Source organism: Bradyrhizobium sp. McL0616 (assembly GCF_049993385.1).
Lineage (GTDB): Bacteria > Pseudomonadota > Alphaproteobacteria > Rhizobiales > Xanthobacteraceae > Bradyrhizobium.
Map to the genome: position 1 here is coordinate 4,188,239 of NZ_CP188255.1, position 24,160 is coordinate 4,212,398.

At 62.2% G+C, this 24,160-nt stretch carries 18 protein-coding genes; 9 read left to right on the forward strand and 9 right to left on the reverse strand.

Translation table 11 applies throughout. The features are described 5' to 3' along the window. Positions 1–33 precede the first annotated feature (33 nt). Both ACPPVR_RS20395 and ACPPVR_RS20400 read right to left on the reverse strand, forming a co-directional pair. Positions 34–396, reverse strand: a complete 363-nt coding sequence (locus ACPPVR_RS20395) for a hypothetical protein (RefSeq protein ID WP_426615921.1) — start codon at positions 394–396, stop codon at positions 34–36. Positions 397–686: 290 nt separating this feature from the next. Further along, on the reverse strand, positions 687–2,393 hold the full coding sequence (locus ACPPVR_RS20400; protein ID WP_426615922.1) for an adenylate/guanylate cyclase domain-containing protein: 1,707 nt from the start codon (positions 2,391–2,393) through the stop codon (positions 687–689). A gap of 172 nt (positions 2,394–2,565) precedes the next feature. On the opposite strand from ACPPVR_RS20400, the gene ACPPVR_RS20405 reads away from it, so the two are divergent. Continuing rightward, a complete protein-coding gene (locus ACPPVR_RS20405; RefSeq protein WP_426615923.1) occupies positions 2,566–3,519 on the forward strand; it encodes a hypothetical protein in 954 nt (317 codons plus the stop codon). A 249-nt stretch (positions 3,520–3,768) separates the two neighbouring features. Beyond that, the gene (locus ACPPVR_RS20410) at positions 3,769–7,128 is read left to right on the forward strand and encodes an adenylate/guanylate cyclase domain-containing protein (protein ID WP_426615924.1); all 3,360 of its coding nucleotides are present in this window, start codon (positions 3,769–3,771) and stop codon (positions 7,126–7,128) included. A gap of 57 nt (positions 7,129–7,185) precedes the next feature. Here the strand turns inward: ACPPVR_RS20410 and ACPPVR_RS20415 are convergent, their stop codons facing one another. Then, complete coding sequence (locus ACPPVR_RS20415) at positions 7,186–8,493, reverse strand: patatin-like phospholipase family protein (protein WP_426615925.1); 1,308 nt, start codon at positions 8,491–8,493, stop codon at positions 7,186–7,188. A 479-nt stretch (positions 8,494–8,972) separates the two neighbouring features. Between ACPPVR_RS20415 and ACPPVR_RS20420 the strand changes: the two genes are divergently transcribed. Together ACPPVR_RS20420 and ACPPVR_RS20425 are read left to right on the forward strand one after the other, a co-directional pair. Beyond that, positions 8,973–9,488, forward strand: coding sequence for a GrpB family protein (locus tag ACPPVR_RS20420; protein WP_426615926.1), 516 nt, complete (start codon positions 8,973–8,975; stop codon positions 9,486–9,488). 297 nt (positions 9,489–9,785) lie between these two features. Further along, positions 9,786–10,241: a VOC family protein gene (locus ACPPVR_RS20425; RefSeq protein ID WP_426615927.1), complete on the forward strand. Its 456-nt coding sequence runs from the start codon at positions 9,786–9,788 to the stop codon at positions 10,239–10,241. Between the two features lie 196 nt (positions 10,242–10,437). Here ACPPVR_RS20425 and ACPPVR_RS20430 read toward each other — a convergent pair whose 3' ends face one another. Both ACPPVR_RS20430 and ACPPVR_RS20435 read right to left on the reverse strand, forming a co-directional pair. Beyond that, entirely contained in the window at positions 10,438–11,181 is a 744-nt protein-coding gene (locus tag ACPPVR_RS20430; RefSeq protein WP_426615928.1) for an SDR family NAD(P)-dependent oxidoreductase, read from the reverse strand. 48 nt (positions 11,182–11,229) lie between these two features. Next, positions 11,230–11,976: an SDR family NAD(P)-dependent oxidoreductase gene (locus ACPPVR_RS20435; protein WP_426615929.1), complete on the reverse strand. Its 747-nt coding sequence runs from the start codon at positions 11,974–11,976 to the stop codon at positions 11,230–11,232. Between the two features lie 247 nt (positions 11,977–12,223). Here ACPPVR_RS20435 and ACPPVR_RS20440 point away from each other — a divergent pair, with 247 nt between their 5' ends. Then, entirely contained in the window at positions 12,224–13,864 is a 1,641-nt protein-coding gene (locus ACPPVR_RS20440; RefSeq protein WP_426615930.1) for a winged helix-turn-helix domain-containing protein, read from the forward strand. Here ACPPVR_RS20440 and ACPPVR_RS20445 read toward each other — a convergent pair. The 4 genes from ACPPVR_RS20445 to ACPPVR_RS20460 form a co-directional block, all read right to left on the reverse strand. Then, entirely contained in the window at positions 13,843–15,168 is a 1,326-nt protein-coding gene (locus ACPPVR_RS20445; protein WP_426615931.1) for an MFS transporter, read from the reverse strand. The genes ACPPVR_RS20440 and ACPPVR_RS20445 overlap by 22 nt on opposite strands. Positions 15,169–15,387: 219 nt before the next feature. Next, positions 15,388–16,647, reverse strand: a complete 1,260-nt coding sequence (locus tag ACPPVR_RS20450; protein ID WP_426615932.1) for a hypothetical protein — start codon at positions 16,645–16,647, stop codon at positions 15,388–15,390. Between the two features lie 496 nt (positions 16,648–17,143). After that, on the reverse strand, positions 17,144–17,398 hold the full coding sequence (locus ACPPVR_RS20455; protein ID WP_426615933.1) for a DUF3551 domain-containing protein: 255 nt from the start codon (positions 17,396–17,398) through the stop codon (positions 17,144–17,146). Continuing rightward, on the reverse strand, positions 17,399–17,707 hold the full coding sequence (locus tag ACPPVR_RS20460) for a DUF3551 domain-containing protein (protein WP_426615934.1): 309 nt from the start codon (positions 17,705–17,707) through the stop codon (positions 17,399–17,401). Positions 17,708–17,962: 255 nt separating this feature from the next. On the opposite strand from ACPPVR_RS20460, the gene ACPPVR_RS20465 reads away from it, so the two are divergent. The 4 genes from ACPPVR_RS20465 (at position 17,963) to ACPPVR_RS20480 (ending at position 24,127) form a co-directional block, all read left to right on the forward strand. Further along, positions 17,963–18,691 carry an outer membrane protein gene (locus ACPPVR_RS20465; RefSeq protein ID WP_426615935.1) on the forward strand — a complete coding sequence of 243 codons (729 nt, stop codon included), beginning with the start codon at positions 17,963–17,965 and terminating at the stop codon, positions 18,689–18,691. A gap of 501 nt (positions 18,692–19,192) precedes the next feature. Beyond that, the gene (gene dnaE, locus ACPPVR_RS20470; RefSeq protein WP_426615936.1) at positions 19,193–22,696 is read left to right on the forward strand and encodes a DNA polymerase III subunit alpha; all 3,504 of its coding nucleotides are present in this window, start codon (positions 19,193–19,195) and stop codon (positions 22,694–22,696) included. Between the two features lie 94 nt (positions 22,697–22,790). Then, the gene (locus tag ACPPVR_RS20475; RefSeq protein WP_426615937.1) at positions 22,791–23,318 is read left to right on the forward strand and encodes a DUF2846 domain-containing protein; all 528 of its coding nucleotides are present in this window, start codon (positions 22,791–22,793) and stop codon (positions 23,316–23,318) included. A gap of 59 nt (positions 23,319–23,377) precedes the next feature. Then, positions 23,378–24,127, forward strand: a complete 750-nt coding sequence (locus ACPPVR_RS20480) for a carbonic anhydrase (protein ID WP_426615938.1) — start codon at positions 23,378–23,380, stop codon at positions 24,125–24,127. Positions 24,128–24,160 lie beyond the last annotated feature (33 nt).

The following is a 24,160-nucleotide window of genomic DNA, read 5'->3' on the forward strand; positions in this document are numbered from 1 at the left end:
CATCGCACAGGGGGAGTTAGTCGACTTAGCTGGTCATACCTTGAAAACAAGCCAGGTGAACAATGTCGCGTCTGCGACGACAACGAGCGAACCTACCGCTGCGATGGGGTCGCCGATCGTGTGGCCGGTGTGCACAAGCGCCACGCCGATGGCCAAGACCACCGTGCCGATGATCCATATCCAGACTTGCCGGATAGCCCAGGAGTGCGCTTCAGCAGCGGGGGTCAAGCGATAGAAGATCCCGAACAAGAACAGCGCGACGAATCCGAGCAGATTGAGGTGGGCATGGGCCGGGAATGCGGAATGATCCTGGGCAATGGCCATCTGGATGCCCCATAGCATCCCAGCGAGCAACAGGAGCATCGCGGCCCTGAAGCACAGATTGGATGCCGTCATGGATTGTCCCCGCCGACTGTTGTGATGCAGTGGTCTAGTATGGCGAACAGACGTTAATTGTTTTCATTTCGGCTCTCAGGGACGTCCGTTTCTAGACCCAAGGCGGACATTGGCCTCCCGCGACAGTCGATGGCCAGTTTCAGCCTGTACCCAGGCAGATGTAGGCCGAACCCCAGGCTACGAATCTGGGGCCAGAAGTTCGAATCCCTGCGGGCGGGCCAGATTTTCGAGGAGACCCCGGACTCGTCAGGGAGGGACTCGGAGCGGACAAATGGTTACGGTCCGCTCTCTTATTTCTCAACGTGACGCCAGACACCGTCCCAGTCCGCGGCCGGAGGCGCGTGGCCCAAATGCGCAATTCGTTCCAGAAAGACGCGCGTCGGACCGTCGTCGGGAATCTTGCACAGGCAGCTTTCGAACGCCGTCTGCGCAGCAGACCAGTCCCGGCTGCGATATGCGGCAAGTCCTTGCGCGAACAACATCCGCAATTCGTCCCGCGTGGATTCGAGCTCGCCGGCGCGACCCATCAACTCATAAATTCGCACTGGCTCGGTTTTTCCGGCGACCGTGATGGTGTCGATTTCGCGCGCTTCAATCGCGCCCTGTGCGAGCCGGAAAGTCTCCTCGCGGATGATGATGAGGGTTCCGTAGATCTTGTTCATGCCCTCAAGGCGTGAGGCAAGGTTTACGCTGTCGCCGATAACGGTGTAGGAACGAGCGGAATCCGAGCCAATGGTGCCAATCACGGCTTCGCCGGTGGCAATACCCATCCGGATCACCAGCTCCGGTGCGTTGCGGCGCATTCCCGTGATCTCCGGGACTCGCTCTCGCAGAGCGGCAATCGCGTCCTGCTGCTCCAGCGCCGCTCGGCAAGCATCGCTTGCATGTTCGTCTCCGTTTGAAAACGGCGGCACCCAGAACGCCATGACGGCGTCCCCGATGTATTTGTCGATGATCCCACGATGGCCGTGAATGACATTGGCCACCGCGCCGAAATAGTTGTTCAAGAGGTGAACGACGGCGCTGGCGGTTAGCTGCTCGCTGATGCCCGTAAACTGCTTGATGTCGGAAAAGAAGATGGTGAGGCTGCGCCGTTCTGCCTGATCCGCGCCACTGGCAATTAGCCGGCTGACGAGCCTGGGATCGACAAATTTTCCGAAGGTGTCCTTGACGCGGTCTCGCGCGCGCAACTCGTCGACCATCCGGTTGAACGAGAGTGCCAGCTCGCCGACCTCGTCGCGGGTGGCTATCAAAACCGGCTCGGCGTCCGTGCCCAGTTCAAGCGCCTTCGTGTTTGCGACAAGCTGGCGCAGACCGGAGACCACGCGTGTCGATCCGATGGCGCTAACGCCCAGACCGATGCCGCATGCCGCAACGAAAAGGGCGAGGCTCAAATAGGTGTTCAACCGCTGCCTCGCGAGAACCCTGCGGGCCGACCGGTCGGTCAGATCGGCAAGCTCACGTCGAATCTGCGAGAGGTCGGGGCCGAACGCCTGGGCGAATTTGGCAAAGCCGAGCGTAATGGTCCGGGCCTCGTCGCGACGTCCCTCCGAGATAGCCGCAAGCGTGGCGTCCCCCACGGCGAGGAAATCTTCCAGGCCACGGCTCATGTACTGGAGGACGCCGGCCATGCGAGCTAGGTCGACGCGATCCTCAGTGTCGTAGCCGCGATCGCCGGTTGCTTTGTGGAGTAAGGCGCCACCTGTCTTGACGGCATCGCGCAGCTCATCGGCCGTTGCCCGCACTGCGGCCATCGCCGTCCGCTCCGTCCCAGCATCGGCTCGATCGGATACCAGGACGCGCAAGACTTCGAGTTCGTATCTATCGGTAAGGACATCGAATTCAGAAACCATGCGCGATAACGGCAGCTCATATTCCGTGATGTTCCCGAGCTGATCGCTGTCGAGCTTTTGCGCGAAGCCGAGAACGCCAACGACGGCGCCGAAAATCGCCAGCAGAATGCCTGCAAGCAGAAAGATTTTCTTACGAATCGTCATGGTTAGCCATCGCCGCCACGGGTGAGCAAAAAGCGAAGACCGGGCGGACATGCAGTCCGCAACTCATCTAACCCTAAAGCAACGCCCTCTGATTACTCAAGGCCCCCTTGAGCTTACAATATGCTAATTTGAGCCGGCACGATCCCCCGTTTTTCAGCCCGGACGTTGCACCGTGACCGATGGTCGTCACCCGGCATGGACCGAGGAAAGCCGCTTCCGCGGCGCCCTCGACGATGTGGTTATCATCCCACTTGTTGTTATCACGCTCGCCACAAACAAGATCCTGCGTTTCGTTCTTTCGATCTTGATGCGGATGCTCGACTACGCCTTCCCCTTTGCGATGCAGATTGTCTGGCTTCCGCTCTTCGCGGCCAGGGTTCTCGGCCATGTCATCGTTACTGTCATAGACGGCGCGGTGCGCTTGCTTCCCCTATCCGAGGCGAAGCGTCGACAATGGACCAGATCGATTCGCCGAAACTGGTTGTGGGTCCGGCGGAAGATTAGCTATCGGGCGTTCGAACAAGCTATACATAAATCGTTTGAAGGCGGCATGGCATGGGTGTTCAGAAAATGCCGGCATCTCACGCCGAACACCGCATTGCTCGTGATCCTGTGCGCGGTACTTTGGCTGCCAATCTCTTTCGGGGCTGCAACGGCGATGCACGCGGTATTGTTTGCCAAGGTCGCGTCCTTGCCAGCCTGGATGCAACTGTTGCATCCGCTCGCAACGGTCATCGCGAAGAGCAAGCTTTTGGTGCTACCGGTCTATCCGGCAGCCTGGCCGCAGGCCAAAAAACATCCACTCGTTCAGCTCGTCCTCAAAGGCTACGACATCATCAAGCGCTTGTATGTGATCAGAAAAGTCGGCTTTCGCTATCGGCAGGCAGAGATCGCCGGAATCGCTGGGGTTGAGAGGCTCGAGCGCACCGCCGGCCTTACATCGGCGGTGAGGTGGCTGCGCGAGGCGCATGTCGCCGAACAGTTCGGCGTCGAAAAGCCCACTCAGGAATTGCGTTCGTTCTTCGCGCGATGGTCAATTAAGTTCTCAGCTGAATACTACGAAGCGAAGGAACGGCAAGCGGGTGTCCCATCATCAAACAGCAGCAAGCTGCCAACGCTGAGTTGATCATCAGTGTTGATGCCGCCAACGGCCTCACCGTGCCGCCGTCGCTGCCTGGCTGCGCATCGAGGGGCAATCTGCTGCGATGCATGAGTCCGAGTTTGACCCTGAGCGGACATCGCTTGGCTGCGTCCAGTTTTCGCCGGAGCCTTTTCAATTGGGCGAGAGGTCCGGCGATCTGCGCTTCTGGCGACAGATGCGCCTTCGCAGGCTATTCCAATGTGCTATTCTCATCGCATAGGCCATAGGTATCCCATGACAGGTACTGCAGAGTGGCTCGCATCGATCGGTTTGGGCGAATACGCGCAGCGTTTCGCCGAGAATGCCATCGACCTTTCCGTCATTGGCGACCTCACGGAGCAGGACCTCAAGGACCTCGGCGTCCTGCTCGGGCACCGGCGCAAGCTGCTGCGCGTGATCGCGGAGCTCAAGGGTGACGTCCCCGTATCGGCTCAAGCGGCCGACAGACCGGCGCCGCGGGACAGCGCCGAGCGACGCCAGCTCACGGTCATGTTTTGCGATCTGGTGGGCTCGTCGGCACTTTCGGCACGACTGGATCCGGAGGATCTGCGCGCGATCATCCGCGCCTATCATGCCTGCATCGCAGAGATCATCGCGCGGAGCCAAGGTATCATTGCGCGGTACATGGGGGATGGCGTCCTCGCCTATTTCGGTTATCCCCAGGCCCACGAGGACGATGCCGAGCAGGCCACACGCGCCGGGCTCGCGCTGGTCGATGCCGTCGCCAACCTCGAGACGGACATAGGCACCCAGCTGCAGGTCCGCATCGGAATCGCCACCGGCATGGTCGTGGTCGGTGACCTGATCGGCGAAGGCGCCGCCAAGGAGCAGGCGGTGATTGGCGAGACACCGAACCTCGCCGCTCGCCTGCAGCAATTTGCCGAGCCCGGCACGGTGCTGATCGCCGAGAGCACGCACCAGCTCACGGAAGGATATTTTGAATATCTCGATCTCGGGCCCGTCACGCTCAAAGGATGGTCGGAGCCTATACCTGCCTGGCAGGTGCTCGGGATCAGCGGCGTGGAAAGCCGCTTCGAGGCGCAGCACAAGACTCGACTAACACCACCGATCGGGCGAGACGAGGAGATCGAGCTGCTGTTGCGGCGCTGGCAGAATGCTGCGTCAGGCGAAGGCTGCGTCGTGCTTCTCATCGGCGAGCCAGGTATCGGCAAGTCGCACTTAGCACTGGCGCTGCAGGAGCGGCTGCAGGTGGAACAGCACATCACGGTGCGCCATTTCTGCTCGGCGCATCACACCAACAGTGCGCTGCATCCCTTCATCGCCAACCTCGAACGCGCCGCCCGGTTCGAGCGAGGCGAGACGCCGACGGAGAAGTTTGCCAAGCTCGAGGCTCTGCTCCTGCGCTCAGGTGGTAACGCGGACCGTGTCGTGCCGCCCCTGGCCAACCTTCTGTCGCTGCCAGTCAGCAACCGCTACCGCCTACCCGAGCTCAGTCCGCGGAACCGCAAGGACATGACGCTTGCCGCGTTGTTCGACCAGCTCGACGCATTGGCGGCGCGGCAGCCGGTGTTTGTCATCTTCGAGGATGCCCATTGGGCGGACCCGACTTCGCTGGAGCTGCTCACGGTCACACTGGAGAAGGTGCCGCGGCTTCGCGTTTTGCTGCTCATCACCGCGAGACCGGAGTTCACGCCGCCCTGGCCGAGCCATGCTCATGTGACGACGCTCTCGCTCACACGGCTGAACCGCCGCAACGGGGCGGCACTGGTCGAGCGTGTCACGGCGGGCAAGACGCTTCCCGAGGAGGTCATGGACCAGATCCTCGCCCGTACCGATGGCGTGCCCCTGTTCGTCGAGGAGTTGACGAAAGCCGTGCTCGAAACCGGGCTGTTGCACGAGCAGGGCGACCATTACACGCTCAGCCATCCGCTTCCCCCGATGGCGATTCCGACGACATTGAGCGCATCGCTGATGGCGAGACTGGACAGACTAGCCCCGGTGAAGGACGTGGCCCAGATCGGCGCCGTCGTCGGGCGCGAGTTCTCCTACGAACTGTTGAGTGCTGTTGCCGGGTTGCCGGCGCAGAGGCTCGAGGAGGCGCTTGCCCAGTTGGTTCGGGCGGAGCTGATATTCTGCCGGGGCGAGATACCCCGGGCGGTCTATACCTTCAAGCATGCGCTGGTGCGGGACGCCGCCGAAGCGGGACTTCTGAAGAGCCGGCGCGCCGCGCTGCATGCCACCATAGCCGATGCGTTCGAGCAACGGTTTCCGGAAATCGTGGAGGCTCAACCCGAAACTCTCGCACTCCACCTGACGGAGGCGGGACTGTTCGACAAGGCCAGGGACTATTGGCTCCGAGCAGGCAGGAAGGCGGCCATGCGTTCCGCCAACCTCGAAGCCATCGCGCATTTGCGAAAGGGCATCGAGGTCTTGGCCCATCTGGCCGACGGCGCGGCGAAGGACAGGCTGGAGCTTGATTTTCAGTTCGAGCTGGGACCATGTCTGATCGCCACCCTGGGGCCGGCCTCGCCCCAGGCAGTGGCGACCTTCGCGCGTGCACGCGCGCTGTGCCAGCGCCTCACCGATCCCCCCGAACAACTGCAGATCATGTTCTGGCTGACCACAGCGAGCGTCATTCGTGGTGAGCTGCCGGTCGCCGAGGAAATGATCTCGGCGCTGCTCGATCTCGCCGCAGCGCGTCACGATCGACCGACGCTGCTCAACGCGATGCGCGGCCAAGGCATGATTCGCCTTTTCATGGGACATCTCACAGGCGCCCGCGAGGTGATCGAACGGGCCTTCGAGACGTTCGAGGCGAGCAGCGAGCAGGACAGATTGGCGGCGCGGGCCGCCGGGCAGGATGCGGGCGTGGCCGACCTTGCTCTGATGTCATGGGCGCTGTTACTGCTGGGCTACTCCGATACGGCGCTCGCACGTGTGAATGCTGCCATCGAACGCGCAGATGCCATCAATCATCCGCACTCCCAGGCCTACGCGACCTATTATGCGTCCATTATCCACGCGCTTCGGGGCGAGTTCCTGACGGCGCACCGCTACGCCGACCGTTGTCTGAGCTTGTCGGAAGAGCACGCATTCAGGCAGTGGCGAGGATTGTCGCGCGCCGTCCGGGGGATAAGCGCCACCTTTCTGGATCCCTCATCCGCCGCACTCGAGGAAATCCAAGCTGCGATGAATGAATATCGTGGCGCGGGCTATCAGCTGGGCATCACGGCACTGTACGTGCTCCTGGGACAGGCCCTGTTGTCGAGCCATCAATTCGAACCTACGCTGGAGCTGATCGAACAGGGCCTCGCCACGACCGGCCGCAACAGCGAACGGATATTTGAGGCCGAGCTGTACCGGCTGAAAGCGCGTGTGTTGCTCGTCCGCGGCGCATCGGAAGCCGGCACCGAGCCGCAACTACTGCTCGAGCGCGCATTGACAATCGCAAGAAGCCAGCACGCCAAGGCCCTCGAGCTTCGAGCTGCAACAGACCTTGCCGCATTGTGGATCGATCAGGGCAGGCACCCGCAAGCGTTCGACCTGCTCGCGCCCATCTACGCCTGGTTCACCGAGGGTTTTGAAACACGGGACTTCAAGCAGGCAAAGGCGTCGCTCGACCGGCTGCGGTAGTTCTGGCTGGACTACAGATAGGGTGACGTAACTCAGCAGGTTGCAAGGCCAACCTGCCTACGCAGTCATTCGCCTTTGACATTCTTGATAGGTATCCTGCACCCCCCGCCATTCCTTCGCATGGTCTTTCGCGGGATCCTCATTTACGAAATGTGGACCGGCATGCGCCTTTCGTCTCGCATGCTCGTTGTATGCTTCAATGGCCTGTTCCGCGGCGGCCTTCCCCAACTTGCGACCCGCATCCAGGTTGCTGTGATTCCATTTGAAGCTGATGTGCCCGGGCACATGAATCTCCACGATTGTGCCTTTCCACCGCTCCCGCCCATCCGGATCGTCGTAGCGCACATGATATTTGAAGAGCCGGACGTCATCTTCGCCAACGGTCGCTGCGAACAACTGGCAGAGATTTGCCAGCGCATCATGAAGGTTTTCCGGTTTGCGAACTTGCTTCGCATCGACGATGCGGCTCACCCATATTTCGTCCAGCTTGTCGTTTGGCGGCCTATGGTGCTCCTGGAGCAAACTCTCGAAGTTGACCGTGTCGACCAGTGCCCCTTCGCAGTAGGTGACTCGATCGATCTTCACCGTTTCTTCCACGAAGGGAAGGGCTGAACACGCACACAGGCTCGATGCACTGATAGGCACCTTGTACTCATTCCTGGTATCTCTGTTCTGCATCGGACGATTGGAAAACAACGCGAGCTTGTGATCGTCGAGATTCCAGGCGTTGTGAAATATGAACGGCTTTTCGGGCTTGTTCAGCTCGTCGAAATTGATGCTCTTCATGAACTGGCTCTGCGGATAGTTGATCCTGGAGAGGCCGGTCACATGGGACAGATACATCATCGACGTGGCATAGCGAACGAAAGGATTGGGGGCGAGCACCTGATTGAGAATCCATCTATTGATGTCGCCCTCGTCAGGGATCGCGAACTTCTTCCCGCCGTTTGCATCAGGCTGTTGGCCGAACCAGAACGACATGGACTCCCTGACGGCATTCATCATCGCCCGCGGGTCCCACAAATCCTTGTAGGTATTGGAATCCGCCACGAACTTGGTCATGGACTTGCCGATGCTAAGCCAATCCGCGCCGAACACCGTGTTGATCGGAAAGCGCTTGTAGCCTTCGTCGTCTCGAAATACGCCATTCTTGAAGAATTGATAGGTCTTTTCCGCCCTGTATTCATTCGGGACTTTATCGAACTGATTATAGACGATCCCAACCCAGGCGCCGATGCAGGACAATGCCCACACGTCGAAAGTTATTCCTGCGTTGGCGAGAGCTTCCAGAACCCCGATATGCAGCCCTGCTGCCGGACCCCCACCGCCAAGCGTGATCGCTCTCTTCACCATCGGATCCTCCATCTGATTTATCGTGCAGCTTATTCTCCAAACAACTTTCTGAATTGCGCGAAGAGATTGGTCGTTCTTGGGCTCTAGGCCGCACAGAATGCCATCGGCCAGATTTGGCAGCTCATAGAGCCAGCTGAGAAATATGATACATGCGACGGAGCGTTGGACGTCGACGTTCGATCTCGAACCTGCTGATCCCGCTGGCGCACGTCGGCCACGAGCCCGGTTAGCGTATCGCGGTCTGGCTCGTCCATTTGTGAACTAGTTCACGTACGATATTGATTGCCGACCATGGCAGCGTGCCTGTTGTCCAAATGGCGACTTCCGCTCCTGACGACCCAAAGCGGTGGTTCGGCGGCCTCTGATCGAAGTCGGCGCTTGACCCCAGCGGACTTGCTTGGCTCCATTGGCCGAAGAGACATCCTGCGGGCGTGCTCGACCGCAAACGCCGCTTGTCGTAGGTCTGGGCGGGCGATTGTGGAGACACGGGCATGGATGAAGTCGAGATCGTCGATTACGATCCCCGATGGCCCCGCCTGTTCGATGAAGAAGCCAGGAAGTTACGGGCCATCCTCGATCCATCGCTGATCGTCGGGCTGGAGCATTTCGGAAGCACGTCAATCCCCGGCCTATCCGCCAAGCCCATCATCGATATCCTGATCGCTGTTCGCTCGCTGGCCGTCGCGGGCCCCGTCTTTATCGATGCGCTCCGAAAGCTTGACTACGTCTGTTGGGCCGACAATCCCAAGAAGGACCGGATGTTCTTCGTTAGGGGCATGCCGCCGTTCGGCGCAAAGCGTTCCCATCATGTGCATGTCACGGAGCTGAGCGGAGAGATGTGGCAGCGCCTCGCTTTTAGGGATTATTTGAGGGTACATCCAGCGGAGGCGACGGCGTACGAGTGTCTCAAAAGACAACTTGCCTCCGAACATCCGGCAGATCGGGAGGCTTATACCGCTGGCAAATCGGCTTACGTCGAAAGCGTGATGCGGAAGGCAATGACGTAGCGACGTCTGCTCGTGGCGCTCAACTTCTGGCCCTTGGCGGATATTTCGAGGCGGCCTCCCTATCAGAACCGTCGGGGCGTTCGGAACACAATAACGATGCAGCGTAAGCAGATCGTGGCGCTTGAGCTGCCTCCTTCTTCATCACCGCTAGCACGCAGACCGCAAAGCGGAACCGCGCGGCGCAGAAACAATTTGTGACGCCCGACGACGTAAGCGCGAAAGCAAACCCCTCTAGAGTGAGAGGTGCATGAGCTTCTGGCTAACTGGGAAATACGATATCCAAATTGGAGGTCATAAATGACCCAAGTACAAGTCGAGCAGAAAAGCTATCAGATGCCTCCGCGGGATGGGTTTACTGTCGCGCACTTTCTCACCGTCGCCGACGTCGAGCGATCGCTGCGATTTTACGAGACGGTCTTCGGAGGTCTCGTTCTGAGCAGAGGTGACAGCAGCGGCGCGCCGGGGTACATCCAGATCGCAAACACCTGGCTCCTTGTTAACCCCGGAGGCGGTCCGACACCCGACAAACCATCGGTAACGCTCAGCGTCCCCGCCAATCCCGATCTAGTCAGCAGCTTCATGAATATTAGGGTTGCAGATATTCAAGCGTGCTATGAACTTTGGCGAAGTCGTGGAGCCGAGTTCATCACGGAGCCGAAGCCCAAGTACGGCGAGACACGCTGCTACATTCGCGATCCTGACGGCTATATTATAGAAGTTGGGCAAAGCAATCCGGGGGTCTCTTACGGCTAACTCGACGAGATGATCGAATAACCTCGCGACTTCCGTTGTTGGGCTCGAAGCCGACGAAGCCGTCCTGGAAATCGCCGGCATCGCACCATCCTGTCATCTGCTGAACCCTGGCAGACATCGACGACGACCGACGTCGATGTTCTGCCTTCACGGGCAGGGCGGCATCGACAGGCACTATCGAGGCCGCCCCGAGCGATCAGGCGTTGGTGCCGCCGTCCACCGTGAGGTTCGCGCCGGTGATGTAGGACGCCTCGGGGCTGGCGACGAAGGCGACCAGCGCCGCCACTTCCTCCACCTTGCCATAGCGGTTGAGTGCGGTCGCCGCCTTCTGCGGTGTTGCCCAGTCGCCGGCAGCCGGATTGAGATCGGTGTCGATCGGGCCGGGCTGGATGTTGTTGACGGTGATGCCGCGGTCGCCAACCTCGCGCGAGAGCCCTTGCGTGAACATCCGGATCGCGGCTTTCGTTGCCGAGTAGGGCACCAGTCCCGGCGTCATCATGCGCTCGCCGACGCACGAGCCGATCGAGATGATGCGACCGTCATTTTTCATCTGCTTCAGCGCCGCCTTTGTGGCGATGAAGACGCCGCGAATGTTGAGGTTGATCACCTGGTCCAGTTCCTCCAGCGTGGTTTCCTCGAATTTCTTCGGGATTGCGGTGCCCGCATTGTTCACGAGCACGTCGAGCTTGCCGAGCAAGCCGACGGTCTTGTCGACGGCGGCCTGCACGGCCTTGGGGTCGGTGGCATCCGCCTGGATCGCGATCGCCTTGCCGCCCGCGCCCTCGATCGCCTTGACGACGGAAGCGGCGGCGTCTGCGCCCCTGGCGTAGGTGATCGCGACCCTGGCGCCGTCAGCGGCGAGCCGCTTGGCGATGGCGGCGCCGATGCCGCGAGAACCTCCGGTGACGAGTGCAGTCTTGCCTTCCAGCTTTTTTGACATTGTCGTTTTTCCTTTGTTGGGTTGAGAAAGAGATCGCGGCCGCGCCGATCAACTGGCGGTTCGTCCACCGTTGACGGCGATGATCTGGCCCGTGATGAACGAAGCCTTGTCGGACGCGAGGAACAGTATGGAGTCCGCGAGCTCTTCGGGTTTGCCGGCTCGCCGGAGCGGGACACCTGCGAGCAGGCCCGCCTTGCGCTCACTGGAGCCGGTGAAGCGATCGAGCATGGCGGTGTCGACCGGTCCGGGCGCAACGGCGTTGACGCGTACGCCGAAAGCAGCAGCCTCCAACGCGCCGGACTTGGTCAGCCCTTCGACGGCATGTTTACTGGCCACGTAGAGCGATGCGTTCGGCGCGCCACGGCTGCCCATGGTCGACGAGATGTTGACGATGTTGCCGAAGCCCTGCGATCGCATCACGCGCAATTCGTGCTTCATGCAGAGCAGCACGCCGAGCACGTTGGTATCGAAGGTCGCCGCGTAGCTCTCGGGGGTTTGCTCGGTCAGGGGACCAGGAGTGCCCTCGATGCCGGCGTTGTTGACGGCGATGTCGAGGCGACCGAACCGTGCGATGGTCTTGTCGATCATCGCCTGAACGTCATCTTCCTTGCGGACGTCCGCGTTGATGAACTCGGCTTCCGGACCGAACGTGCGGAGCTGCTTGACGAGTTCTGCGCCGGCTTCCTCGCGCCGCCCCGCCACGACCACGATCGCGCCATCCTTCGCGAAAGCGATGGCAGCGGCGCGGCCGATGCCCGTCAGTCCTCCAGTGATCAACACAACCCATCCGACCATCATGAACTCCTCGATCGATCCGCAGTCTGCGCCGCCGCCGCTTTGGTATTTTTTCGGGCATTTCCGCAATCAGTGAGGATGAATTCATAGGGGCCCGACAGCCAGCCGTCCTGAAATCACGGTGAATTACTCCGAAACTGTTCTGAAATCCGAGCCGAGCTCGCGGGGGCTATCGCGCTTGCAAGCGCAATCGGCCGGGTGCAGTGTCGCTGCAAGCCAAACAGTTCGTCCGATACCGGAGCAAGACGTGACTATTCGTCCTCAAGACGTCAAATCAGGCGGCCTGAGCGCTCCGGATTTGGTGCAGATCGCCGATTTGACCCTCGATCTTCAGCAGGAGGAGTTGCGCGACGGGACTGGCTCGCGGGTCGATTTGCGGCATCGATCGTTCGACGTGCTCCGGCATCTGGTGAAGAGCGCAGGAAGGGTCGTTTCCAAGGACGAATTGTTGGCCACCAATTGGCCGGGCCTAACGGTCACTGATGATTCTCTCACACAGTGCATCTCCGACATCCGTCGCCTGCTCGGCGAGTCCGGCCGCGATCTGGTTCGTACCGTCGCCCGCCGCGGCTACATGATCGTGTTGCCGGAGCAGGCCTCCCAGGTCGCGGGGGATTCGTCGGCAGGGCCGACTGTTGCCGTCTGGCCCTTTGAGACGGACGCCAGCGTTGGCAGCCATACACTTGCCGATGGCCTCACACAGCAAATCGTCTCTGCGCTTGGCCGCTTCGGCGAGTTGCGGGTTCTCACCCGAAACGTGACCCGATCCTACAAGGACCGCTTTCAAGGCACAGCCGACATTGGCCGTGCACTCGGCGTTGACTACCTTGTCGAAGGCCATCTGCGGCAAGACGGCGAGTTAACGCGCGTCGACATTCACCTGTCCGACGCGCGGACCGGCGCGCAGGTTTGGAGCAAGACCTTCAAGGTCAAAGCGACCGCTTCGAACCTGCTGGCCATTCAGGATGAGCTATCCGGGCAGGCAAGCGCCATGATCGGCAGCTATTGGGGGGCCATTGGCGCCGCCGAATACAGGCGCATCCAGAACAAGCCGAGCGCGGAGCTGACGCCCTACGAGTGCATCGTCCAGGGCGTGCTTGGAATCCCGACAGACGCAACCATTCTGGAGCCTGTCGCGAAAGCGCGCGAGTGCCTGGAACGGCTCACGCGCGATGAACCACGAAACGCGGCTGCATGGGCAGCTCTCGTTCTCGTATTCAATAGCCAGAGGACTTGGGGCTTTCCGTCGCGGACCGGAGAGATTGGCAGCGTCGAGCAGCGCCTCCATCTCGCCGACCTCGCGGTCGAAGCCGCAAACGGCGCCGTCGAGATTGCACCGAATGATGCATTCGTGCGTGGCCTCGTCGCCCGTGCCGCCTGGATGGCTGGCCAACCGGATTTGCTGCGCATCGAGACGATGCGCGCGATCGAGCTCAACCCCAATGATCCGCAAAATCTCGGGCCGCTCGGCAATCTCATGGCGTATGCGGGTTTCTGGGACGAGGGGGTGGCGCTCGCCGAAAGGGGCATTGCGTTGACGGGCCCCAGCACACCCCGGTGGTGGTGGTGGGCACTCGGAAAGCGAGCCTTTGCGCATGGAGAGTACGCGAAGGCATTTGACGCATTCCGCCAATCCTATGTCGAGCAGTTATGGATCAGCCATCTGCACATGGCCTATACGTTGCCGTTTCTTGACCGGACCAACGAAGCCGCGGGGCATGTGGCGACGTTGCTGAGATTGAAGCCTGGTTTCACGGTGCGCGAAGCGGACGCCTACTACAAAATGTGGTGCTTCGCGCCGTCGTATCGCGAGAAGATGTGCGATGCATTGCGGACCGCCGGGCTTCCGGGCGGGGAGCTTGATCTTTACGCCACCGGATCCTTGTGACGATCCGAACGGGAGCGGTCATCCGGCGCCAGTGGCGGCGCCGCTCGCGCCGGGGCATTCTCCAGCGGCGCGGCGTCGCTTCCTGAGGTGATTTCGGCCGGCGCTGATCGTGCGTCGCGCCAGGCGACGATCCAGATCAGGAAACCCGCAAGTGCAAGCGCAGCGCCGACGGGACCGGTGGAAGTCCAGCCCAACCCCTCACGTATGGCAAGGCCGCCCAGGAAGGGGCCGAGCGCATTGGCGGTGTTGAACGCCGAATGGTTGAGGGCGGCGGCAAGCGCCTGCGCATCTCCCGCGACGTCCATGAGCCGCGTCTGAAGCACGGCTCCGAGCGAGACGCTCACCCCGATTGCGAAGACGTCTGCCGCCAGCAGCCAAGGATTGCCGGCGGCAAGCGGAAACACCAGCAGTGCGATCGCCGAAAACAACAGGATGATGCCCGTCGTCGGCATCAGCGCGCGGTCCGCGAAACGCGGCACGACCAGATTGCCGAGCGTGGCGCCGATCCCGAACACGGCCAGGAAAAACGGAATGACCGCGGGGCTGACCTTGGTGACCTCGATCAGCGTCGTCGCAAGATAGGTATAGACGGCGAACATGCCGCCGAAGCCGATTGCGCCGATCGCCAGCGTGATCCAGACGCGTCCGTTCTTCAGGGCTCCGAGCTCACGCAGCGGATCCGATCTGCTGGCGTGGTCGCGCGGCGCGAACAGGGCGCAAAACAGGATCGTGAGCAGCGCCAGCACCGTCACGAGCCCGAAGCTCGCGCGCCAGCCAACCGCCTGCCCAACCAGATTGGCCAGCGGCACACCGATGATCGTGGCGGAGGTCAAGCCCAGCATCAGGCGGCCGACGGCCTGTGAGCGACGGTCGAAGGGAACGAGTGAGGCTGCGACCAACGCGGCGATGCCGAAATAGGCGCCATGCGGCAGCCCTGAGAGAAAGCGGGCCGCGATCATCCAGCCATAGCTCGGCGCAAGCGCGGTGAACGCATTGCCGAGCGCGAACACGAGCATCAAGGCCAGCAACTGCGTGCGCCGTGCGAACCGCGCGCCGAGCACGGCGATCAGCGGCGCCCCCAGCACCACGCCGAGCGCGTAGGCGCTGATCGCGTGTCCCGCGGTCGGCTCGTCGATCTTGAGGTCGGCGGCGAAAAACGGCAGCAAGCTCATCGATGCGAATTCGGTGGTTCCGATCGCAAACCCGCCCATCGCAAGCGAGAAGAGGACGATGCCGGGATGATGAGGCGCTGAGGCGGCGGCCGGGCGCGCGCCAAGCGGAGTCGCTTGTGTCGGAATCGTCATATGTCCTGCATTGGTGGCGTCAACGGGAACCAGCCCAGTAAACGTCGCCACCCCTGCAAGATTTGTCTGTCGTACTTAAACCCGGACCAATCTGCGTCAACACCGGAACCTCGACGCAAGGCAGATCGCATATCTGCCTCCCGATTTGGGTGTGGCCGCCACCCGCGCGCGCGACCTGTTTCAGCCGGGGGCACCCCACTTCGCATTGTGCCCTTGCGCTTAGGGCGAGGGCGCGGACGAAGGCGTTGTGCTGGCTTTCGGATATGGAATTGGTGACCAAGGGCTGATCGGGCTGAGCGCCGCCAACGCGCACGATGCGTTGAGCTGCGTCCACGCCGACGCCAGGCCCGTCATGGCGATGTCGAAGCTTGCCGTGTCCGTCTTGTCGTCGGGCATCGGTGTGATTTCCCGGACCTTCAGGGAGCCGGACGCCTGCATCGCCTTGACCATGTCGGAGTCGACAACGCCGTTCCAGATCTCGTACTTCCCGGTGCGGACCGGAGACCCTTCAGCTTTCTCGTTCAATTCGTCGCCCGCAATCATCCGGATCGTGCTTTTGCCGACCGCGGACTCGTCGATCTCGCCTGCGAATCTCAGCGGCACGCGATGCTTGTTTTCGCACGACAGGCGCCACTCCATGATTCGGAACGCGGCACCGTTCTCCTTCTTCATCATCGCGAACTTGCCGACGGACGGCCGAAATCCCTTCTCCAGCGTCCAACCCGTCTCGACCAGCGTCCGCGTGTCGATTCCAAAGCGATAGAGTTCGGGCCGGGTCAACACGTGCAGGCTCTCGAACTTTACAGTTCGGATCAGATCGTCAAGCTCACGGCTAATCCCCATCGCCGCGATGAACGCGGTGCGCTCCCGCTCGGCAGTCACGATCCGGCGCTGCCTGGCGGCGGCGACCACCCCCGGCGGCGGATCGCCATGAAAGGTGAGCACCAGCCTGGAGTTATGAACCCCCATTGCCGCGTCGGGGGCCACCTCGCGAGATATCGCTCCGAGAAACAGGTAACCGCAGGCCGAGTTGCACATCGCATTGCGGGTGGCGAGTTCGGCTTCGACCTCGCCGTTTGCATTCTTGATCTTCAGGCATGCGGCATCCACCTGCGTACCGGCGGTGCACGCCGTCGCACTCGTGCGGCCGACCCGCGCGATCGCCTTGCGACTGCGCAACAACCGCCCGATGACGTAGGACTGCTCCACGTTTCCGCCGGGCGAATGCAGGTAGATCGGACGCTGCGTGTCCTTGACGCCGGCAAGGAAGCGGCGAATGCGCGGCGCCGCGTCCGCATCGACCTCGCCTTCGATGGCAATCCAGCGGTCGCAACCCGGCCCGCACGCGTCAGGCGCTCCCTTGGCAAGATAGATCGTCAGCCTGGAGGCAAATCCGGCTTTCTCGGCCGGCGTCTGTTCTGCACGCAATGCGCCGGAGATCGACAGCGACGCTACGAGAAACAAAATACGGGCAAGCATGCAGTAAGGGGACCACGCGCGATGAACGACACGCGTTGACGTTACACGAGGATTGATGCGAACTCAACTTTTGGTGGTAGTTCAAGGGGCCGGGAATTTATTGTGCCCTTATGGGCCGAAATTGGTCGGTCATCTGGGAAGTGTCTGCTCATGACGGTCGATAGTTCGGAGAATTCAGGGGAGTTTATCCGTCCGGCAAGCGTCGTCTGGTACGAGCGGCTCGCGTGGGTGGTGGTCGTCCTATCGGCTCCGTCGGCCGTCGCGGATAGGGCCACTCTCGTCAGGTAGATCGTTGTTGGAATTCCCACCGAAATCCTCAGCTTCGAGAGTCGTTTCCAGTACAATGCCATCATGGAGATCATCTCCTGCGCAGGGTTCATCATATTGACGGCGGCGGTGTTGCTGCTTTTTCGTCGAGACGCCCGCAGATGGTTTGCTGAGCGGCGTTTTGCGTCGGACACCAGCCCGCCATCATAGCCTGCAGCCGGTTTGATCCTCAATCCGCGCGCCTCGATCGGCGAGGGGGCGCCAGCTTCTTCTGCGCAAAATAGGGGTTCACGACGCAGGTCGCGGAGCGGCCGACGGCGAGATATTTGCACTGCTCGAGCGAAGCGTAGCGGCAGTCGAGATAGCCGACGGGGCCGTAGATCTGCATGCAGACCGGGTAGTTCGGATCATAGGTCTGGGCGCGCGCAGGTACGCTGACGAAGAGCGTGGCGATCGCGACGAGCGTGAAACAAGCGCCGCGCATCTAGCGCGACCAGGAATAGCCCGGCGCCTGCGCGCGCGGACGATTCTGGTAGGCGTAGGGATCATCGCTCTGTCCGGCGAAATACGGATTCGCGATGCAGGTGAGCGAGCGGCCCGATGCGCTCGCCTGACACTGCGGGTAGGTGTCGAACGTGCAGTTGCTCAACCCCGGCCATTCATCGCCGGTCAGGCAGAATGCATGATGAGTTCCAAACGCGCGCGCCGGCGTGCTTGCGCTCGACACCAGGGCGAATGAGGCGAAGGCAAGCGAAAATGTGGCGACAATGGGGAGAGCAAACAGTGCACGCATCTTCGATTCTCCAATCACAGGATTGTGCGCGCGACGTTGTTACGCGCGCACGCAGGGTATGTCGTGTAGTCGACATTGGAATTGCTGAAAACTGTTGTTTCAAAGGGTTTCTACGCAGGCGCTGCTACACCTTCGTTAATGAAGCGCGGCCCTTTGGAGCGGACTGTTGCGTCGAGGTTACAGCAATTCGCTCGATCGCTGTTATGACGACGCCATGGCCCGGGGGCCTACTAAAGAAACTGGAACGGGATTCAAATGAACAGGAATTTGTTGCTTGCTGCTGTCAGCCTCGTCGCGCTCAGCGCGGCTGCGCCGGCGGTGGCTGCTGATCTCGCGGCGCGGCCTTACACCAAGGCGCCTGCGATGATTGCGTCGATCTACGACTGGAGCGGCTTCTACATCGGTATCAACGGCGGCGGCGCTTCCTCGCACGCCACTTGGGATCGCATCGGCGCCGTCCGCGACGGTTCGCACGACGCCACCGGCGGCACGGTCGGTGGCCAGGTCGGCTATCGCTGGCAGTCGGCGCAGTGGGTGTTCGGCGTGGAAGGCCAGGGCAACTGGGCCGACTTCTCCGGCAGCAGCAACAGCGCAATCGACGGCCTGAACAACCGCACCAAGATCGATTCGTTCGGTCTGATCACCGGCCAGGTCGGCTACGCCTGGAACAACGTCCTGATCTACGCCAAGGGCGGTGCTGCGGTTGTCGGCGCCAAGTACGACGTCCGCACCGCTGGCGGCGCGTTCGTCGCCTCGTCCAGCGACACCCGCTGGGGTGGCACGATCGGTGCCGGCCTCGAATACGGCTTTGCTCCGAACTGGTCGATTGGCGTCGAGTACAACCACATCTTCCTGGGTGGTCACGACCAGAACCTGGCCAATGGCGGCGTGATCGTTCAGTCCGACCACATCAAGCAGGACGTCGACATGGGTCTCGTCCGCCTGAACTACAAGTTCGGCGGCCCGATCCTCGCGAAGTACTGAGACTGATTGCTCCAATCGGAGCAATCGTCGAAAGCCCCGGCCATTGGCCGGGGCTTTTTTTATTGTGTGAATTCAGCGAGTTAACCATTTCGTTGTGAGGTGGCTGAGTCGGCTTGACTCCCGAGAACGAAATGAGAACAATGTTCTTCATACGTTCTAGCGAAGGGAGCAAGCCATGTTCAGGATTTTCGTGGAAGAAGCCGCCGCACTGACGTCGATCGCGCTGTTCGTCGGGATGATCGCGATCTGGGCCCAGGTCATACCGCAGCTGTGATCTCGCAGCTTTGAGAGCTACGGTCTGCAAAACCGTTGTTCGGGAACCAGGGCCGGACCTTGGATGCCCTTGGGGAAAAGCGGGACGATTCGGCCGATCGGCCGCTCCGGCGTGGACTCTGGCGCAGCGAGCCCCCACCATCGTGAGGCGAGTCGGCTAGGCGAGCGTATGACGCTTCCTGCTGCCGGCAACAGCTCCACCCATCTGCAAGAGGCCGTCACGCGACCATGCCGAGCGCCGGATTTGTCCACCTTCACGTTCACTCGGCCTATTCGCTGCTCAAGGGCTCGATCAAGATCGCCAAGCTCGCCGAGCTTGCCAAGAAAGACCACCAGCCGGCGCTGGCGCTGACCGACAGCGACAACATGTTCGGTGCGCTGGAGTTCTCCGACAAGATGGCGGGCTCCGGCATCCAGCCGATCGTCGGCTGCGAGCTCGCGATCGATTTCGGCGACCAGGACCCCAATGCACGCAACGCGCTGCTGCCGTCGCGCGTGGTGCTGCTGGCGGCGCAGGAGCGCGGCTATCGCAGCCTGATGCGGCTGAACTCGCGGGCGTTCCTGGAGACGCCCGACACCCACGCCTCCCACATCAAGTTCGACTGGCTCGAAGGCGAGACCGAAGGCCTGATCGTGCTCACGGGCGGGCCGGACGGGCCGATCTCGCTCGCACTCAGCGCCGGCCAGGCCGAGCTTGCGGCGACGCGCTGCGAGCGTCTGGCCAGCCTGTTCGGCGACCGCCTCTATATCGAATTGCAGCGCCACAACATCGACAAGGAGCGGCGCGTCGAGAGTGGGCTGATCGACATCGCCTATGCCAAGGGCTTGCCGCTGGTCGCGACCAACGAGCCTTATTTCGCCGCGGCCGACGATTACGAGGCGCATGATGCGCTGCTCTGCATCGCCGGCGGGCGGCTGATAGCGGAGACCGAGCGCGAGCAGCTCACGCCGGATCACCGCTTCAAGACGCGCGCCGAGATGGCGGTGCTGTTCGCCGACATTCCGGAGGCGCTGGCCTCCACCGTGGAGATCGCCGAGCGCTGCTCGTTCCGCCCGATGACGCGCAAGCCGATCCTGCCGTTCTTCACGGTCGGTGCGGCCGCAAGCTCCGATGCCGCCGCGGTCGAGGCGGCCGAGCTGAAGCGTCAGGCGGAGGAGGGGCTCGCCAACCGCCTCCGTGTGCACGGCCTGTCGCAGGGCACCACGGACGAGGACTACAACAAGCGCCTGGCGTTCGAGCTCGACGTCATCATGCGCATGAAGTACGCGGGCTACTTCCTGATCGTGTCGGACTTCATCAAATGGGCCAAGGCGCAAGGCATTCCGGTCGGACCGGGCCGCGGCTCCGGCGCAGGCTCGCTGGTGGCTTGGGCGCTGACCGTCACCGATCTCGATCCGATCAAGTTCGGCCTGCTGTTCGAGCGCTTCCTCAATCCCGAGCGCGTCTCGATGCCGGACTTCGACATCGATTTCTGCCAGGACCGCCGCGGCGAGGTGATCAAGTACGTCCAGCAGCGCTACGGCCGCGACCAGGTCGCGCAGATCATCACCTTCGGCACGCTGCAGGCGCGCGGCGTGCTGCGCGACGTCGGCCGTGTGCTGCAAATGCCCTACGGCCAGGTCGACAAGCTCACAAAATTGGTGCCGCAGAATCCGGCCGCGCCGGTGACGCTGGCTGCCGCGATCGAGAGCGAGCCGAAGCTTCAGGCGTTTCGCGATGAAGACCCGGTGGTGGCACGCGCCTTCGACATCGCGCAGCGCCTCGAAGGCCTGACCCGCCACGCTTCGACGCACGCGGCCGGCATCGTGATCGGCGATCGCCCCTTGAGCGAACTCGTGCCGATGTACCGCGATCCGAAGTCGGACATGCCGGTCACCCAGTTCAACATGAAATGGGTCGAGCCCGCAGGCCTCGTGAAATTCGACTTCCTCGGCCTGAAGACGCTGACCGTGCTCGACGTCGCGATCAAGCTGCTCAAGCCGCGCGACATCCACATCGATCTCGCGACGTTGCCGATCGACGATGCCGAAAGCTATCAGATGCTGGCGCGGGGCGAGGTGGTCGGCGTGTTCCAGGTTGAAAGCCAGGGCATGCGGCGCGCGCTGGTGGACATGCGGCCCGACCGTTTCGAGGACATCATCGCGCTGGTCGCGCTGTATCGCCCGGGCCCGATGGCGAACATCCCGACCTATTGCTCGCGCAAGCATGGCGACGAGGAGCCGGAATATCTGCATCCCGTGCTGGAGCCGATCCTGAAGGAGACCTTCGGCGTCATCATCTACCAGGAACAGGTGATGCAGATCGCACAGGTGATGTCGGGCTATTCGCTTGGCGACGCCGACCTGTTGCGCCGCGCCATGGGCAAGAAGATCCGCGCCGAGATGGAGAAGCAGCGCGAGATCTTCGTTTCGGGCGCCGTGAAGAACGGCGTGCCGAAGGGGCAGGCCGACACCATCTTCGAGCTGCTGGCGAAGTTCGCCGACTACGGCTTCAACAAGAGCCACGCGGCGGCCTATGCGCTGGTGTCCTATCACACCGCCTACATGAAGGCGCATTACCCGGTGGAGTTCATCGCGGCGTCGATGACGCTCGACCTCAACAACACCGACAAGCTCTCCGAATTCCGCTCCGAGGCGCAGCGCCTCGGCATCAAGGTCGAGCCGCCGAACATCAACCGGTCCGGGGCGACCTTCGAGGTCGGCGACAAGACCATCTACTACGCGCTCGCCGCGCTCAAGGGCGTCGGCATCCAGGCCGTCGAGCAGATCATCGCGGAGCGGACCAAGAACGGGCTGTTCACCTCGCTCGCCGACTTTGCCGCGCGGGTCAATCCGCGTGCGGTCAACAAGCGCATCATCGAGAGTCTGGCGGCTGCGGGTGCGTTCGATACGCTCGAGCCGAGCCGCGCGCGCGTCTTTGCCGGCGCCGATGCGGTGCTCGCCGCCTGTCAGCGCTCCCATGAAGCGGCGACCATCGGGCAGAACGACATGTTCGGCGGCGCCGCCGACGCGCCGACCATCATGCTGCCGCAGGTCGAGCCATGGCTGCCGGCCGAGCGGCTGCGTCGCGAATATGATGCGATCGGCTTCTTCCTGTCGGGTCATCCGCTCGACGATTACGCGACCGTGCTCAAGCGCCTGCGGGTGCAGAGCTGGGCCGAATTCTCGCGCGCGGTGAAGACCGGCGCCACCGCTGGCAAGGTCGCGGCCACGGTGGTGTCGCGGATGGAGCGGCGCACCAAGACCGGCAACAAGATGGGCATCATGGGGCTTTCTGATCCCACGGGCCACTTTGAGGCGGTGCTGTTCTCGGAAGGCCTCGCGCAATATCGCGACGTGCTGGAGCCGGGCGCCGCGGTGCTGCTCCAGCTTGGTGCGGAATTGCAGGGCGAGGACGTCCGCGCCCGCGTGCTGCACGCCGAGCCGCTCGATGACGCCGCCGCCAAGACGCAGAAGGGTCTGCGCATCTTCGTGCGCGACACCAAGCCGCTGGAGTCGATCGCCAAGCGTCTGGCCGGACCCGAGATGGCCGGCTCGAACGGCGCCGCGCCGAGGATCGGCAGCCCGGCGATTGCGCCGCGCTCCAACGGCGACGGCGAAGTCTCGCTGGTGATCATGCTCGACCTCGAGACCGAGGTGGAGATGAAGCTGCCCGGCCGTTTCAAGGTCTCGCCGCAGATCGCCGGTGCGATCAAGGCGGTCGCGGGCGTCGTGGACGTGCAGCAGCTCTAGCAGCTGCGCGATCAGCGCAGTCATGATCGGATATTGTTGCAACCCTGCGCTGATTTTGGCTAGCATACACCCGGGGAATGGACTGGGGGGTGTGATGCTGCGACTGGGCGTGCTGTTGCTTGCTGTTGGTGCCATGCTGATGGGCTGTGTTAGCGATCAAGTCGGAACCGACTTTGCGTCCGTGTCACAAAAGATCGGTCCTCCGCGCGCAGGGCAGTCGCGCGTCGTTTTCTTGCAGGACAAGCGGCAGGGCCTGAGCATGGCGTTGTGCGCCTGCGAGGTGAAGCTCGATGGCGCTGCGCTCGGGAAGGTTCTGGCCGGGAAGTATGCCTACGCGGATCGTCCGGCCGGGCGTCATGAATTGCTGGTGACCGAGCTGCTGTTTCCCGGCGACACCAAGCGTGAGATCGTGATGGAATCCGGCCGGACGCATTTTTACCTCATCAAGAGCAGCGCCAGGCACGATGCTGCAACGGGGGGAGCGATCCTCGGCGGCCTGGCCGGGCTTGCGGTCGTTTCCGTCGCGACGGCGGGAGAGGCGAATCTCGGGCCGGCCGAGCTTGTCCCGCTGGACGAGGCGACCGCGCGAACGAAGCTCGCCGAGTTGCAAGCGGTCGAGTAAGATCCGCGGCACGATTGCCGCTGCATCGACAAGGGCGGCTCGGTGGGGAGGAGCCAAGCATGTGCGAGAATTGCGTCCACGACGATGTCCGCATCGGGCCTACGCGAAGATCGCTCATCCACTTGACTGTCTCTGCGCTTGGGTTGGCCCTGGGCGGAGCCGCTTTCGCCAAGGAAAGCAGACCGCCCAAGCCGCAGAACGTGCTGTCGCCCGATGCGTCGTTGAAGCGGCTGATGGAAGGCAACGCGCGCTATGTCGACGGCGTGTCGCGGCGCCACGATTTCAAGCATGAGCGCGAGGCGCTGGCCGGCGGCCAGAACCCGTTCGCGGCGGTGCTGGGCTGCGCCGACTCGCGCATCGCGCCGGAATATGCCTTCGACACCGGCCGCGGCGATCTGTTCGTCTGCCGCGTCGCCGGCAATTTTGCCGGCACCGAGACCATCGCCAGCCTGGAATATGCGGTGGCCGTGCTCGGCGCGCCGCTGATCCTCGTGCTCGGCCACGATGCTTGCGGCGCGGTCGATGCGACGCTGAAAGCGCTCAAGAACGACAAGCCGCTGCCCGGACACATTCCCTCGCTGGTCGAGGCGATCGCGCCGGCCGCCAAAGCTGCGATGCAGAAGGCTGCGACGCAGCAGGGCGGGGACGTGCTCGACAAGGCGATCCGGCAGAACGTGATCGACAATGTCGCGAAGCTGAAGTCGGCGGCGCCGATCCTCAATGCGGCCGTTGAGCAGGGCAAGCTGAAAATCGTCGGCGGCATCTACCGGCTCACGACGGGAACGGTGGACCTGATCGCGCAAGGCTGAAGCCAGAAAGGCTGGAGCTAAAAAGGGCTGAAG

Bases quoted from the DNA above. Each gene is read 5' to 3' on its own strand.
- ACPPVR_RS20455 (WP_426615933.1), bottom strand. From the start codon at position 17,398: ATGCGCGGCGCTTGTTTCACGCTCGTCGCGATCGCCACGCTCTTCGTC.
- ACPPVR_RS20395 (WP_426615921.1), bottom strand. From the start codon at position 396: ATGACGGCATCCAATCTGTGCTTCAGGGCCGCGATGCTCCTGTTGCTC.
- ACPPVR_RS20445 (WP_426615931.1), bottom strand. From the start codon at position 15,168: ATGACGATTCCGACACAAGCGACTCCGCTTGGCGCGCGCCCGGCCGCC.
- ACPPVR_RS20415 (WP_426615925.1), bottom strand. From the start codon at position 8,493: ATGGAGGATCCGATGGTGAAGAGAGCGATCACGCTTGGCGGTGGGGGT.
- ACPPVR_RS20475 (WP_426615937.1), top strand. From the start codon at position 22,791: ATGCTGCGACTGGGCGTGCTGTTGCTTGCTGTTGGTGCCATGCTGATG.
- ACPPVR_RS20480 (WP_426615938.1), top strand. From the start codon at position 23,378: ATGTGCGAGAATTGCGTCCACGACGATGTCCGCATCGGGCCTACGCGA.
- ACPPVR_RS20460 (WP_426615934.1), bottom strand. From the start codon at position 17,707: ATGCGTGCACTGTTTGCTCTCCCCATTGTCGCCACATTTTCGCTTGCC.
- dnaE (WP_426615936.1), top strand. From the start codon at position 19,193: ATGCCGAGCGCCGGATTTGTCCACCTTCACGTTCACTCGGCCTATTCG.
- ACPPVR_RS20465 (WP_426615935.1), top strand. From the start codon at position 17,963: ATGAACAGGAATTTGTTGCTTGCTGCTGTCAGCCTCGTCGCGCTCAGC.
- ACPPVR_RS20450 (WP_426615932.1), bottom strand. From the start codon at position 16,647: ATGCTTGCCCGTATTTTGTTTCTCGTAGCGTCGCTGTCGATCTCCGGC.
- ACPPVR_RS20400 (WP_426615922.1), bottom strand. From the start codon at position 2,393: ATGACGATTCGTAAGAAAATCTTTCTGCTTGCAGGCATTCTGCTGGCG.
- ACPPVR_RS20435 (WP_426615929.1), bottom strand. From the start codon at position 11,976: ATGGTCGGATGGGTTGTGTTGATCACTGGAGGACTGACGGGCATCGGC.
- ACPPVR_RS20430 (WP_426615928.1), bottom strand. From the start codon at position 11,181: ATGTCAAAAAAGCTGGAAGGCAAGACTGCACTCGTCACCGGAGGTTCT.
- ACPPVR_RS20425 (WP_426615927.1), top strand. From the start codon at position 9,786: ATGACCCAAGTACAAGTCGAGCAGAAAAGCTATCAGATGCCTCCGCGG.
- ACPPVR_RS20410 (WP_426615924.1), top strand. From the start codon at position 3,769: ATGACAGGTACTGCAGAGTGGCTCGCATCGATCGGTTTGGGCGAATAC.
- ACPPVR_RS20420 (WP_426615926.1), top strand. From the start codon at position 8,973: ATGGATGAAGTCGAGATCGTCGATTACGATCCCCGATGGCCCCGCCTG.